The 13,527-nt window shown below is 38.0% G+C and carries 11 protein-coding genes and 1 pseudogene; 4 read left to right on the top strand and 8 right to left on the bottom strand.

Annotation, left to right across the window (positions count from 1 at the left end; translation table 11 throughout):
• Window positions 1-13: 13 nt before the first annotated feature.
• The 3 genes from GMJ66_RS01985 to GMJ66_RS01975 all read right to left on the bottom strand — a co-directional run bounded on the left by GMJ66_RS01985 (window position 14) and on the right by GMJ66_RS01975 (window position 3,399).
• Window positions 14-1,474 (bottom strand): SulP family inorganic anion transporter, encoded by a 1,461-nt coding sequence (locus GMJ66_RS01985; protein ID WP_156288678.1) that lies wholly within the window; start codon window positions 1,472-1,474, stop codon window positions 14-16.
• A gap of 291 nt (window positions 1,475-1,765) precedes the next feature.
• On the bottom strand, window positions 1,766-2,458 hold the full coding sequence (locus GMJ66_RS01980; RefSeq protein WP_156288677.1) for a hypothetical protein: 693 nt from the start codon (window positions 2,456-2,458) through the stop codon (window positions 1,766-1,768).
• Window positions 2,459-2,763: 305 nt separating this feature from the next.
• Window positions 2,764-3,399 carry a YczE/YyaS/YitT family protein gene (locus GMJ66_RS01975; protein ID WP_156288676.1) on the bottom strand — a complete coding sequence of 212 codons (636 nt, stop codon included), beginning with the start codon at window positions 3,397-3,399 and terminating at the stop codon, window positions 2,764-2,766.
• A 420-nt stretch (window positions 3,400-3,819) separates the two neighbouring features.
• Here GMJ66_RS01975 and GMJ66_RS01970 point away from each other — a divergent pair, with 420 nt between their 5' ends.
• On the top strand, window positions 3,820-4,425 hold the full coding sequence (locus GMJ66_RS01970; RefSeq protein ID WP_156288675.1) for a hypothetical protein: 606 nt from the start codon (window positions 3,820-3,822) through the stop codon (window positions 4,423-4,425).
• Between the two features lie 33 nt (window positions 4,426-4,458).
• Here GMJ66_RS01970 and GMJ66_RS01965 read toward each other — a convergent pair whose 3' ends face one another.
• From GMJ66_RS01965 to GMJ66_RS20535, 3 genes and pseudogenes are all read right to left on the bottom strand, one after another.
• Window positions 4,459-6,012 (bottom strand): bifunctional GNAT family N-acetyltransferase/carbon-nitrogen hydrolase family protein, encoded by a 1,554-nt coding sequence (locus GMJ66_RS01965; RefSeq protein ID WP_156288674.1) that lies wholly within the window; start codon window positions 6,010-6,012, stop codon window positions 4,459-4,461.
• 215 nt (window positions 6,013-6,227) lie between these two features.
• On the bottom strand, window positions 6,228-6,827 hold the full coding sequence (locus GMJ66_RS20540) for a DUF3231 family protein (RefSeq protein WP_269321859.1): 600 nt from the start codon (window positions 6,825-6,827) through the stop codon (window positions 6,228-6,230).
• 12 nt (window positions 6,828-6,839) lie between these two features.
• Window positions 6,840-7,209: pseudogene (locus GMJ66_RS20535) on the bottom strand (DUF3231 family protein); the annotation flags it as partial.
• A gap of 235 nt (window positions 7,210-7,444) precedes the next feature.
• Here GMJ66_RS20535 and GMJ66_RS01950 point away from each other — a divergent pair.
• Both GMJ66_RS01950 and GMJ66_RS01945 read left to right on the top strand, forming a co-directional pair.
• The gene (locus GMJ66_RS01950; protein ID WP_156288671.1) at window positions 7,445-8,884 is read left to right on the top strand and encodes a sodium:solute symporter family protein; all 1,440 of its coding nucleotides are present in this window, start codon (window positions 7,445-7,447) and stop codon (window positions 8,882-8,884) included.
• Between the two features lie 655 nt (window positions 8,885-9,539).
• Window positions 9,540-9,998, top strand: coding sequence for a DinB family protein (locus GMJ66_RS01945; protein WP_156288670.1), 459 nt, complete (start codon window positions 9,540-9,542; stop codon window positions 9,996-9,998).
• A gap of 203 nt (window positions 9,999-10,201) precedes the next feature.
• Here the strand turns inward: GMJ66_RS01945 and GMJ66_RS01940 are convergent, their stop codons facing one another.
• Window positions 10,202-10,348, bottom strand: a complete 147-nt coding sequence (locus tag GMJ66_RS01940) for an FbpB family small basic protein (protein WP_156288669.1) — start codon at window positions 10,346-10,348, stop codon at window positions 10,202-10,204.
• Between the two features lie 276 nt (window positions 10,349-10,624).
• Window positions 10,625-10,885: a hypothetical protein gene (locus tag GMJ66_RS01935; RefSeq protein ID WP_156288668.1), complete on the bottom strand. Its 261-nt coding sequence runs from the start codon at window positions 10,883-10,885 to the stop codon at window positions 10,625-10,627.
• Window positions 10,886-11,205: 320 nt separating this feature from the next.
• On the opposite strand from GMJ66_RS01935, the gene GMJ66_RS01930 reads away from it, so the two are divergent.
• Window positions 11,206-13,452: a glycoside hydrolase family 3 protein gene (locus GMJ66_RS01930; protein WP_156288667.1), complete on the top strand. Its 2,247-nt coding sequence runs from the start codon at window positions 11,206-11,208 to the stop codon at window positions 13,450-13,452.
• Window positions 13,453-13,527 lie beyond the last annotated feature (75 nt).

Here is a 13,527-nt window from a genome sequence, read left to right as displayed (position 1 = left end):
CCGTTCTCATAAATTAATGTCCGGATGCTTTTGTAAGCCCTCCGATTTTATTCTTCAGCTGTTTACTTTCGGTATTCAATCCAGTGTAATGGACTCGAATTCCGTTTTGTTCCAATTTCATTTCGATTTTATCTAAGGCACCAATTGCTGAGTCATCCCATAAATGAGCTTTCGTTAAATCAATTTCAACATCTTTGACGGTATCCATGAAATTGAATTTTTCAGTAAAGTCATTGACAGATGCAAAGAATAATTGGCCTTCTACACGATAAATTCGTTTTTGACTACGCATATCCAATTCTTCTTCTACCTTAACCTTGGATATCTTCGCTGCAAAGAAGATGGCACTTAGTAATACCCCAGCTAATACACCTTTTGATAAATCATGTGTCACTAATACAATTCCAACAGTAACTATCATGACAAGTGCATCAGTACGTGGAATTTTATGCAGTGTTTTTAATGATGACCAGTCGAATGTGCTGATGGATACCATAATCATAACACCAACCAATGCTGCCATTGGGATTTGAACGACAAGACCTCCCAGGACAACAATCAGAAACATAAGGAACACTCCAGCAACAAGTGCGGATAAACGTCCTTTACCACCAGATTTCACATTAATTACAGACTGACCAATCATCGCACAGCCTGCCATCCCACCAAAGAATCCAGAGACAATATTTGCAATCCCCTGTCCTCGTGATTCTTTGTTTTTATCACTCTCTGTATCTGTCATATCATCAACTATATTTGCCGTTAGCAAGGATTCTAACAATCCCACAAGTGCAAGAGATAGAGAGTAAGGGAAAATAATCATCAAAGTTTCGAAATTAAATGGAATATTTGGTATTAAAAATACTGGTAATTGTTGGGTTAGAGAACCCATATCTCCTACCGTACGTACACCAATTCCTCCAAAAATAGCAATTGCTGTTATAACAATAATGGCTACAAGTGTGGAAGGAATGGCTGTTGTAATTCGTGGGAAAAGATAAATAATAGCCAACGTTAAACCAACCAATGCGTACATTACCCAAGTCTCACCAACAAAATGCGTAAGCTGTGATAAGAAAATGGTGATAGCTAATGCATTTACAAATCCGACCATTACCGAACGTGGTACGAATTTGATTAGATTAGCCAATTTAAATACACCAAACAGAATTTGCAGAATACCTGTTAAAATCGTTGCTGCTAATAAGTATTCTAATCCATACTGTGCAACTAAATTGACCATTAGCATTGCCATAGCGCCTGTAGCTGCAGAAATCATACCTGGTCGACCGCCAACAAAGGCGATAACGACCGAGATACAAAATGATGCATACAGTCCTACCATTGGATCAACACCAGCAATGATGGAAAAGGCAATCGCTTCTGGAATTAACGCTAGCGCTACAACAAGTCCTGCTAGCACGTCACCTTTTACATTGCCAAACCATTCCCTCTTCAATTGTTCTGTTTTCAAGTTTTTACCTCTTTCTATTTAGATTTTCCAAGCTTCCTTTAGCTTGATCCGTCAAAGACTTTTGAATCATAACATACGAATAGATTTCTGCAAAACACCAAGAAAACGCGAACATTTGAATAATACTCTCTCATTCTTCCGTTTTTGGCGTTTTCCACTGTAATCATATAAAAAAACTTTATGAAGAATTTTTAACAATTCGGTCGATGAAAATAATTCGTACCCTTTTCCATGCCATTCGATTAATAATATCTTCTAGTTTTTCCTCATTTAATTCCGGGAGATTTGCCTTCATTGGGGATCCCTCCCCTTTAGGTCTGCATCCATTATCTGTAGTGTCATTTTTAGTAAGGATGGGTATAGATAGGAAAGGTTTGAGTGGTTTAGCAAGGCTGCTTTTGCTTTGGATGGAGGAATGATTTTACTGGAAACGATATTAGTAAGATGGTTCGGGATTTGGATGAAGCCTCGTAAAGCTGTGTACGAACCATCACCCATAGGGATCAGCATGCCAGTTATTAATTCTCCCTTTTTTGGAACTGGATGCTTCTTACTATAGACACAGACTAGCTTTTGGATTCCTGAAAACAAGTCCCGAAACATAAACACCCGCCCACTAAGACTTTCATCGTTTACAACATCATAAAATCCTGGATTAATAATCAGCCATTTCACCAGCACTTCCTTTACTTTTGGATGTTTCTTGTAGAGCTTTTCCTTATTTCGAAGCAGATATTCGTGATAGATTGTATTGTTCCTAATCCCAGTTGGCGAACAGAATATAGCCCAATAAATGAGTGGGGAAAACATTTGATTTTCCAGGTCTTTGTTTACAGAGATGTCCGAAATAATACTCTCTGTTTTATGGACTAATATTCTTCGATAAGAATGAATGGCAAAATCAAAAATATCATCTAAAATATCAAATAACTCATTCTGCACTCTATCTGGAAAATAAACAACCTTATCTATGTTTCTTGCCATTTCATAAACTCCTTTCTTCATTTTTGTCATTCTAGCACGGATTTATATTGGCTGCAGAATCCAAAAATCCGTTTTAGAGGGACAGCTGCTGGAGAAATGATATTTCCTTTCGTCAGTTTGGATAAAACCAGAAATATTTTGCTGTTGATTTTGTTAAATCGATGAACAAACCTTCCCTTTTGGTAGGTTTGGTTGTTGTTAAAAGGCAGCAACATTAAAAGGAAAAATCCGAACTACAATTCTAGCATCAGAATTATAGTTCGGATTTCTTTGACTAAAATACTTTTTCCAAGCCCCTTTTTCCATTATGAAACCGCACGTTTATTTAAATAACTGGATTCCAGTCGTTTCAGCAGTTCGGCTAGTTTTAAATAGGTTACTTGAAAAATGGGACTTTGAATGAAGGTAAAAATAAATGTAACGATAAATACCGGTCCACCAAGCAACAGCCCAATAACCAAGACTAGACTTTCAGTGATAATTCGTATTTTACCAATGGATTGCCCTGTCTTCTCAGAAATCGACAGCATAAAACCATCCCGTGGTCCTGATCCAACTCCAGCGGCATTATATATGCCACCGCCCACTCCCATGACAATAATCCCAATTAGCATTACCAAAATATCCAGCCATGTCTGAGTGGCTTTCGGCAAAAAGTCCAGCCACATATACAAGTCAACGAATACACCAATTAGTACTGCATTAAAAAAGGTGCCAATTTTAATATAGCGCTTATCCAGTATCCAAGAAATAATAATTAATAAACCAGAAATAATAATAGCCCAGGAACCAATCGACAACCCAAACATATCAAATAAAGCAACATTCAACACATCCCAAGGGTGAATTCCTAAATGCTGGACATTGATGGTCATCGTAATTCCCAAACTGAAAATCATTAGTCCAATTAAAAACACCGACCAACGAATGATGTAATTCAATGCAATCATCCTACCTTATTTAAATAGTTTCTTTCACATATCTCATCATAGCAGATTTTCTTATACATTTGGGGAAATCAAAAAGTCTAACTTTTAAAAAGCATTTTGATTCCACCATCCCAGCTAGCTAAAGTGCACCTTTAATCAGTTTTTTTCATTCCCCCGATTGTTAGTTCCACAAGGATACGACCTAAAGGGCTCTGAACGATTCAGGAGGTTATTGGCTTCCCACCTGCTTATAATTGTTGAAGTATCTTAAATTCTTGAGTGTGGGGGGCTTACAACCAGTTCATTACGTGATAAAATATAGTACAATACATATTTCTTTATCTGCTTATGATTCTTCTAAAATCTGTCTACTAAGATTTACATACCTCTGGAGAAATTTAATATGTTCTATTAATGGGGGGAATTACGCACATGAAAAAGAACAAAAGCAACACAACCTTTTATATGATTTTATCGCTTATTTTCGTTGGGGCAATTGGAATCATTGTGTTTATTTTTAATGTGATTGAGAACCGGGCTGAAAAAGAACGGGCTGTGGAAGAACAAAAAGAAAGTGTTATAGATAATATAAAAACGGAAGATCAGGAACCAGATCAATCCAATGAGGCCAATGAAGAAAGTCCATCCTCCGAAACAACGGGTAAGAACGTCGATGAAAATAAACTCATTGCTGAAGTGCATGAACGGTTGAATGAAATGACCGGATGGGGAAGATATCAAAACTTTGATTTTCAGGACAGCAATGATTTGCACCGCATTGAAATTATTATGGAGCGTCTGGAAAGGTTAATCGAAAATTCCACGGATGATGTCCTATTAAATGATTATACCAATGCTTACCTCGTTGTTGAAAAATCACTGGAAGAGGAAGATGTGGAAGGAGTCCTTCATGCCCACCGAATTTTCCATGATTTAGACATTCACCTGAATGACTATGATTCCAATGAAATTTTTGGATACACCGAGTGGAAGAGCGGGCAGCAGCCGCGTGCGATTACGAATTATTTAAATGAATAATAGGAGGGTTATTGGGCCCTCCCAAGTTTTGATTCACCTATCTGCCTCTATATTTTTATATGTTACTTCATATAAATCCTTGCGCCGGTCCCGAAGCTGTCTTACTGAACCAGACCTTCTTTGCCGCCTTAATATTTCCAAATCGACATCCCCTACTACCACCGTTTCGATATTCGGATGGCATTCTCCAACGATACCATCCCGGGCAAATTCGAAATCAGAAGGTGTAAATATTCCGGACTGGGCATATTGAATGTCCATATTTTCCACCTGGGTTAAGTTTCCAACTGTACCGGCAATGACCGTGTACACCTGATTTTCTACGGCCCGAGCCTGGGCACAATATCTTACCCGTAAATAGCCTTGACGATCATCAGTACAGAAAGGAACAAAAATAATATTTGCACCATTGTCTACTGCATAGCGGGCAAGCTCTGGAAATTCAATGTCATAACAAATTTGAATGGCAATTTTCCCACAATCGGTATCGAATACACGAACAGCATCACCAGGCTGAATTCCCCACCATTTCCGCTCATTCGGTGTTACATGAATTTTATATTGCTTTTCTATCGTTCCGTCCCGTCGGAATAAATAAGCAATATTGTAAATGTGATCGTCTTCCTCGACAAAATGGGAACCGCCAATGATATTAACATTGTATTTCAAGGCCAGGCTGCTAAATAGTTCGATATAATCCTCCGTGTATTCTGCCAATTTACGAATAGCCTTGGAAGGAACTTTTTCCTCTAAGAAGGACATTAACTGGGTAGTGAAGATTTCCGGAAATACAGCAAAATCCGATCGAAAATCATAGGCAACATCAACATAGTATTCTACTTGCTTTGCAAATTCTTCAAAGGATTCGATGTTTTTCATCATATATTGTATGACCGTAATTCGAACAGGAAATGCCGTTTTAAAATGACGCTTCGTCTTTGCTCGATAATCAATGTTATTCCATTCCATCAATGTCGCATATTTCAAAGACTTATCATCGTCAGGTAAATAGCCAGGATTAATCCGCATAACCGTAAAGCCATTCATAATCTGGAAAGTCAGTACAGGGTCGTAAATATTTTGGTAACTCACTTCTTCCACATATTCTCTAGGTAAATACTGATCTTTGTATTTATGATAATTAGGGATTCTTCCACCGATAATAATACTCTTCAGATTTAGTTCCCTCGCCAATTCTTTTCTGGCATCATACAACCTTCTGCCAATCTTCATCCCCCGATATTCCGGGTCTACCATTACTTCGATGCCATACAAATTATAGCCTTCTGGATCATGATTCGTAATGTATCCCTCATCCGTAATGTCATCCCATGTATGCTTGTCATCATACTCATCAAAATTTACAATTAAACTAGAGCAGCTTCCAATAATTTTTCCATCATATTCCACACAAAATTGCCCTTCTGGAAAAATTTCCAAATGACTCTCCAGCTGTTCCCTTTTCCATGGATCCATATTCGGGAAACAACTCTTCTGCATTTCCAAAATTTGATTGATATCATCTTCTCTAATATTTCTAACCTCAAGCTTCTTCTCAAAACTCGATAAATCCAATTTTTTAGACATAAATATTCCTTCCTTTCGATAGGGGCGGTTCCCTTGCTTCCCCAAAATTATTAGGAAAGGATAAGATTCATTTTATTCATACAATCCCTATTCAATTATACATTTAAAATACAGAAGGGGTTAGTGAGAATTCATTATCTCCCCTTCCCCCTTCATTTTCAGCGCGGTTATAGTGTTGGACCAAAGCAATTTCAATATTGTCAGTATCAATTAGTCTATTCCTCAAAATTAAACCTTTTTCCCCTGGACAAATGCCTCCGATCGGTTGCCAATGGCGGCTGCTCCAACCAGCCGTTCTCAATCATTAAGTTCGCACCGTCCTCCGCAAATTTCGCCAGCTCCTCGGTAAACATGACATACTTTGCACCCAAGTCTCTTCTAGAGTTCACACTTAATGCAGTACCATAGAATGCAATCGCAATCTGAGTTGACAATTGAATCTGGTACATCATTAACTTATCAGAAAACGGAGCTTCAGTTGAGTCGGTCACGTAGGATTCAAGTGACATGGGGAAGTTTAGCTTTTCTTCATGAAAGATATTTTGAAATTCTTTAATCTGCTTGTTAGAAATTTTAGCACCCCGATTGGAATACTTTCGAAACTTATCAGATTTGGCTACTTGACTAAAACCTACTTTTAAAGCGACATGGAGATTCATCTTATTCATATTAAATGTAATATCACTTATTTCCATTGCTGTAAGCGGACGGCGTTCTCCTAACCATCCCGTTAAAAATCCTTGCTGCTTCACAAAATCATTCGAACCAGGTGATGAAAGCACTGGTGGACGATTATAGATTCCTTTCTTCAGCATCGCATCCAGCGTTTTTTCAAAAAGCATCATCGTTTCTGTATTACATTCGATATAGTATTTACGAACATCCTCCCTAATTGATGTACTCACAGAAAGTCCGTATCCTGTTAACCCCTGCAATGTCATAATGTACAAATAATGAAGGTAAAACGGATCCTGGAATAGCCTCGGGGCTTTGACATTTACGTCATCTTCTGTAAATCCATGTGGTACAGGGTAGTCTTCCCCTTTAAAAAATTCCTCTATTTTTACAACATGTGATTCTGCTAATTCCAAAGCCATATATAGGACGAATATCCCCATCCTCGATATGCTCAAGGGCATATTTAAAGAAACAAATCGACATGGAATCAAATATGTATTGTGTCCAAAGGTTCGCCATTTCTGATGCGGTAAGTGATATAGATTTATTTGGTTCCATAAGCCTCTCCTTCTTAATATGACTGCTTATATGTTTTCTTTATTTTACATTTTTATACAGTTACAAGCAGTCAGAAAGGAAAAAATCGGATAATAATTAGGATAAAGACCAAACTATAGCTGATTGATATTTCAGTAACATACTCATTCTACTTGAGAATACATTTCTCGGGTTAACAGAATATGGGGGAAAAGTGATGACCTGGTATTTAAGCTATATGTTTATTTATTTCATTTTTATGTTTGCAATGGGGTTTTACTACTTTTTCAGAATTAAAACGTATGAAGAATATTTAATTGGCAGCTGGAATTCTGGGTTCAAACCAATTGTAGGTACGATTATTAGTACTTGGTGTGGCGCTTCTGTTTTTATTGCTTGGGTAGGGATGGGGTTTACCGTAGGAGTTTCAGGCTTTTTTAAATTTGCTCTTCCCGGTATTTTATTTAGCCTTTTACTAATCATTGCTTTTGCAGCTCCTTTAAGGAGGCAGAAACTTTATACGATAGCAGATTTATTCGGGGAAAGATTTGGAGGGAAATCGGGTGTAATCCCATCCGTTATTTCCGCGATTATTTATTCTGTTCCAACACTTGCTTTACAGATGGTGGGCATGTCTACCATTTTTAATATTACGCTGGGAATGGAGCTAAACATCGGTATTGCCTTGTCATTTATTCTGATCCTTGGCTTTACTATTTTAGGAGGTTTACCAGCAACCATCCTAACAGACGCACTTCAATCCATCATTATTATTATCGGTATTAGCGTTCTGTTTCTCGCTAGTGTAAACTATGCGGACGGATTTGGTCAGATCTTTGCTCATACACCAATAGAATATTTGAGCCCCATAGGTCCATACGGTTTAACCGAAGTATTGTTATATGCTTTATCTGTTGGTCCGTTTTATATGGTTTGGCAATCAACCTGGCAGCGAATCTTTGCTTCAAAAGATGAAGAGGTAGCAAAAAAAGCTGGAATCACTGGTTTTCTCATTGCTGGTGCAATTTCCATTCTGCCTTTTTCCATTGGTGTCATTGCTAGACAGTTTGTGCCACTGAATACAGATCCTGACTTATTATTTTCCTATGTCACTGCCGAGCTGCTACACCCGGCAATTGGTGGAGTCGTATTCATTGCATTAATGGCCGCTCTCATGACAGGCGCTACTTCCTTTATTTTACAAGGAAGCTCTAACCTGACAAGAGACATGTACCAACGCCTATATAAGCCTCATGCCAATAATAAACAACTGATGACAGTATCCCGAGTAACAGTAGTCATTATTACTATACTAGGATTGATTACCGCTTATTTTATTACAGATATAGAAACGGCATTTCAATGGGCATTAAGGCTGACAGCGACTGTTATGGTATTCCCGTTTATTGCGGTAATGTTTTGGAAAAGGGTTACGAAAACAGCAACCATCTGGAGTATGGTTTTAGCTATGATTGCAACCATTATATGGCCACTGCTAAATATACCGATTGATCATACGATTTTTGGATTTTTGGTCTCGATGATTAGCTTAATCTTGATTAGTCTATTTTCTGGGCATTCAGGAACAGAGCAAGTTCGGGCTGTATACTGGGAAGATTTAGAATCGGCATCAGCTAATGGTTCAGATGATCGATAAATTTACATTTTGCTCTTTTAAACTTGCGGCTGGACCCTGCTTTCATTCGGTCACGTGGAATCTCTCTACGTGACCTTTGAGATGGATTCCGCGTTCGTTCGGGAACCTAGATCCTTTCTACGTGACCTTCGAGATGGATTCCGCGTTCGTTCGGGAACCTAGAGTCTTTCTACGTGACTTTTGGGATGGATTCCACGTTCGTTCGGGCACCTAGAGCCTTTCTACGTGACCTTTGGGATGCATCCTGTGCTCATTCGGGCACCTAGAGCCTTTCTACGTGACCTTTGGGATGCATCCTGTGCTCATTCGGGACCCTAGATCCTTTCTACGTGACCTTTGGGATGCATCCTGTGCTCATTCGGGAACCTAGATCCTTTCTACGTGACCTTTGGGATGCATCCTGTGCTCGTTCGGGCACCTAGAACCTTTCTACGTGACTTTTGGGATGGATTCCACGTTCGTTCGGGCACCTAAAACCTTTCTACGTGACCTTTGGGATGGATTCCGCGTTCGTTCGGGAACCTAGAGTCTTTCTACGTGACCTCTTGGATAATAATGTAGTAATTTAAAACCTACATAACTTAATTGCATATTTCTTTTCATTACTATTTGATTCGACTATACTAAAAAGTGGAATTGGATAGGAGGAACGAGAATGTCAACATTAAAAGCATTTAATCTCGCTAGAACTTCTTTGCTTACATATATTCAGGATTTGGATGAGGAAATATTAGATTTTCAATCGAAATACTTTGATAATACGGTACGCTGGCATATTGGTAATACATTATTAATGAATGAGAAATTATTATTTGTAAATCAAAAAAAATCTCAGAGAATACCAAAAGAATATGCAGAGCTGTTTAGTTCCGATATTAACGTTTCGGATTGGTCCAGCGAGCCACCATCCCTTGGACAATTAATCGATGATTTAGCAGAACAGCAACAAAGAATTAACAGCTATGATGAACTGTTCTGGAAATCCAATGTAAAATTCAAGGCACCTTATGGTCATATTGAAACCCATGGAGATCTATTGATAATGCTCTCACATCGAGAAGCGGAAATGCTTGGGAAAATAAAGATGATGAAACAAGTTTATGATAATCAATAAGCTGAATGGGACGTTTTTCAAATAGATAATCTAATTGGATATACAAAAAACTCGCCAATTAATTGACGAGTTTTCTTAATATAGGACAAGATTTTCCAGGAAGTGAGACTGTCCACCAGTATATCCAGGAATACACTTTTGGGAATTTGATTGTATTATCTCTAAAAAACAAAAGAAGCAAGGGGATGTCCCTTGCTTCTTTTTCATTGATGATATTGTTTTTTCTTAACCAATTCTTCCTGTTTTTTTTCTAGGCGCAACTCAATTTGAGCTATTTGCTTTTCATCTTCTAATAACTCCTGTTTATTTTGTTGAACCAATTGTTCAAATTTTAATGGTTTTGGTCTCATTTTTCATACTCCTTTTTAATATATAACTTATTATAACATAGTTTATAATGTAAATTATTTGAACATTTTATGAATAAACTATTTTTGCCATTTTAAATTATAAAACTTGTGATAATGTAAATCAAGTTATTTTTTTTAAAGTTTATGTAAACAAAAGAAAAGGTCAATCTCCCTATACCACAGTGGGGACTGACCTTACGTCATATTTTGTTTACGGACCCCGAGTAATATAACGAAAAAGAAGCAACAGAACCGTATCCTGCTTCCCACTTGAAGTCAAGAAAATCCATCGGCACTGTCGCTAATGGTTCTTGTCTCTTCGTGCTGACAGTTTGTGCAATAAAAATAATGCAAGCATTCATGATCTTCCAGTGATTTCCGATTTCCGTCAAACATCTTCATCATATCAATATCCATATAGGCACTATAGTCATCAAAATAATCGGTTATTTTCCCTTGATCCTCCAGGGTAGCCTGACAATTCGGACATTCAACGGCGGCCGTTTCGACTCCATTACATAAAGGGCAAAAATCCATCGTTCCAGCTCCTCTTTCCTTCCTATATATTTCTAGAATCTCTCAGGATAAGCGCTTTATGTAAAAATATCGCAGAATAATTTACCAATTTCCCTAAACTTATAAACCATCTTTAAATACACCAATTTTTCCATCATCGATTTAGGTACTATTTACTATCTTTAAAATATTCCAAATATTATATTGTAAACGTTTTCCTTATTTGTTATAATTTCTCTATATTCCTAGTTTGTTTGACAAACAAATTAGGATGCCTGTATGAAGGAGGTGAATTTGGGCTACTATTCACATTTCTAATATATTTTATTTAGGGAGGGGAAATGAAAGTGAACAAAAATCGAATCAAAAAGATGATGGTTTTGTTTTTAGCATTATTATTAGTTATACCATTAGTATTCCAGTCTGTAACTGCAGAAACTGCAGGAACTGCAGGAACTGAAACCACGAATTCTCCAGTAGTGCATTCAAGAATAAAGAGTACCTTAACGATTGATGGCAATGAATTTAGAGACTTAAATAACAATGGAGAATTGGATTTATATGAAGACTGGAGGCAGCCAGTAGATGAACGAGTGGATGATTTAATCTCTAAAATGACGTTGGAGGAAAAAGCTGGTTTGATGTTTATTTCCTCCCATTACAGTGCAAACAGAGCAAGCTGCAGCGAATTTAATGAAGAATACGATTTATTATGTGAATCGGACGTATGGTCAGAAACAAATCGCTGGGCAGAACCAGGTGACCCGAATTATGAATTCGACACTCCTGTCCTTGATGCATCGGGGACATCAAAGGGGATACTGGACCGCAATTTACGTCATTTTATTTTGCGTGAAAATCCACCAGCTGATGAACTTGCAGTATGGTTAAATCAAATCCAGGAAGTGGCTGAAAGCTCCCGATTAGGGATTCCAGCTGTCATAACTTCGAATCCTCGGAATCACATTAATGATAATTTAGCTTTTGGATTTTCCGAATCTTCTGGCGTATTCTCGGCCTGGCCGGGTGAATTAGGACTGGCTGCATCACGTGATACAGAAATGGTAAGAGAATTTGCAGAGATTGCTGCAAATGAGTGGAGAGCTGCCGGTATTCAAAAAGGATACATGTATATGGCAGATATTATCACTGACCCACTTTGGGGAAGAACAAGTGGAACCTTTGGTGAACATCCTGAACTTGCTGCAGATATGATTTATAACGTCGTTAAAGGATTCCAAGGTGAAGAACTTGGGCCAAATAGTGTGTCTCTAACAACGAAACACTTCCCTGGTGGTGGAGCTCGTGATGATGGAAAAGATCCACATTATTTAGATGGAAATTTTAATCCATATCCAACAGAAGGCAGCCTTGAAAAATATCATATTCCGCCATTCCAGGCAGCGATTGATGCAGGTACAACTTCTATTATGCCGTACTATGCTTATCCTAGTAACGAATTCAGTGCAGATCAAGGGGTACCATGGTACAGTGAAACAGAGCAATTTGAAGAAGTTGGCTTTGCATACAACCGAGCACTTATTACAGACTATCTACGTGGTGAGTTAGGTTTTGATGGATATATTAATACCGACACTGGTATAACTACAGCGATGCCTTGGGGCGTTGAAGATTTAACGAAAGAAGAAAGAATTGCATACGCAATGGAAGCAGGTGTGGACATTTTTTCTGGTGAGCCAGACCCTACCTACCTTATCAACGCTGTTAATGATGGGTTAGTAGAAGAGGAAAGAATTGATCAATCTATCGACTATCTACTTACAGAAATGATGCAGCTTGGATTATTTGAAAACCCTTATGCAGACCCTGAAAACGCACTTGAAGTGGTAAACAATCCAGAAACACAGAAAAAAGCGGATGAAGCTCATCGTAAGTCTGTTGTTCTATTGCGAAATGATGACAACCTATTACCTCTAAAAGATAATAAAATCGATGATGTAAAGCTCTATGTGGAAGTTTTTGCTGCTGGCAATTCAACTGATATTACAAACGGTCTTAAAGATACAATCAAAGAATACGATTCTAGTATTACGATCACAGATAATGTAGAAGAAGCAACTCATGCCTTTGTGTGGGTACGTCCACGGACATCAACAGGAGATCCAGCCATTACGATAGGACCTGAAACAGGAATCACAGAGGTTGATCGAATCAATGAAATTCAAGAAACTGTCCCAACTATACTTTCAATCAACATGACCAGCCCATGGATTATAGAAGCTATCGAACCAAATGCTGCTGCTGTAATTAGTACATTCAATGTTAAACCAGAAGCAATAGTAGATGTTATTCGTGGTAACTACAACCCTACTGGAAAAATGCCATTTACTATTCCAGCTAATATGGAAGCAGTTGAAAATGGCGCAGGAGATGTTCCTGGTTACGATGAAGATCCGTCTTATGTTTATGTTAACAAACACGGAGATGCATATGGATACGATTTCGGACTATCCTATAATAATGGAAAGGCTAAAGGTAAACCAGACCATGCTGGAGAACAAGGAGCACCTAACCATGCAGGTGACCCTGAAAAACCAGGGCATGCAGGTAATCCGAATAAAAAATAGTCCACTTTCGAAATTGAAAAGTATTGAAACAGGCTCTGCATATTTATTCTAAGAGCCTGTTTTCCCAAAAATATA

The sequence above is a fragment of the Oceanobacillus salinisoli genome (genome assembly GCF_009733865.1).
In the GTDB taxonomy this organism is placed as follows: Bacteria; Bacillota; Bacilli; order Bacillales; family Amphibacillaceae; genus Oceanobacillus; species Oceanobacillus salinisoli.
Note: the sequence above shows the minus strand (reverse complement) of the source record. Positions and strands in the feature narration are given on the sequence as shown.

What these genes read in the sequence shown, in the direction of transcription:
- GMJ66_RS01965 (WP_156288674.1), bottom strand. Translation starts at nt 6,012, where the DNA reads ATGTCTAAAAAATTGGATTTATCGAGTTTTGAGAAGAAGCTTGAGGTT.
- GMJ66_RS01980 (WP_156288677.1), bottom strand. Translation starts at nt 2,458, where the DNA reads ATGGCAAGAAACATAGATAAGGTTGTTTATTTTCCAGATAGAGTGCAG.
- GMJ66_RS01935 (WP_156288668.1), bottom strand. Translation starts at nt 10,885, where the DNA reads ATGGATTTTTGCCCTTTATGTAATGGAGTCGAAACGGCCGCCGTTGAA.
- GMJ66_RS01945 (WP_156288670.1), top strand. Translation starts at nt 9,540, where the DNA reads ATGTCAACATTAAAAGCATTTAATCTCGCTAGAACTTCTTTGCTTACA.
- GMJ66_RS01930 (WP_156288667.1), top strand. Translation starts at nt 11,206, where the DNA reads ATGAAAGTGAACAAAAATCGAATCAAAAAGATGATGGTTTTGTTTTTA.
- GMJ66_RS01950 (WP_156288671.1), top strand. Translation starts at nt 7,445, where the DNA reads ATGACCTGGTATTTAAGCTATATGTTTATTTATTTCATTTTTATGTTT.
- GMJ66_RS20540 (WP_269321859.1), bottom strand. Translation starts at nt 6,827, where the DNA reads ATGCTGAAGAAAGGAATCTATAATCGTCCACCAGTGCTTTCATCACCT.
- GMJ66_RS01940 (WP_156288669.1), bottom strand. Translation starts at nt 10,348, where the DNA reads ATGAGACCAAAACCATTAAAATTTGAACAATTGGTTCAACAAAATAAA.
- GMJ66_RS01970 (WP_156288675.1), top strand. Translation starts at nt 3,820, where the DNA reads ATGAAAAAGAACAAAAGCAACACAACCTTTTATATGATTTTATCGCTT.